The sequence below is a fragment of the Bacillus sp. SIMBA_074 genome, assembly GCF_046534555.1.
GTDB lineage: Bacteria > Bacillota > Bacilli > Bacillales > Bacillaceae_G > Bacillus_A > Bacillus_A mycoides.
Genome location: NZ_JAWRYM010000299.1, coordinates 1 through 307, shown reverse-complemented (window position 1 = coordinate 307; position 307 = coordinate 1). Strand labels below are relative to the sequence as shown.

The 307-nt window shown below is 46.9% G+C and carries 1 pseudogene; it reads right to left on the bottom strand.

Annotated elements, in window-relative coordinates:
* A pseudogene (locus SB773_RS30930) lies at positions 1–306 on the bottom strand (DNA polymerase); the annotation flags it as partial.
* Position 307: the final 1 nt, after the last annotated feature.

Below are 307 nucleotides of genomic sequence, written 5' to 3'. Positions count from 1 at the left end.
TTCACGGATTTTTTCACGGATGGTCGGAACGTCCTGCGGGTGTTCGAAGTACAGACGCCAAACGGTGATCGGACGACCCAGGAATTTTTTTTCAACTTTTTCCGCGTCAACGATACGAACGATTTTACCGTGACGTTCCGCGGTGATTTTTTTAACTTCTTCGATTTTAGAGTCGTCTTTCAGCAGCGCGTAGATGTACGGACGGAAGGTACGGTCGTGTTCGATTTTGAATTCACCGTTTTCTTTTTTGAACAGACGGATAACCGGTTTACCTTCTTCGGTGATGTAGTCCGCGTCCAGGATCATG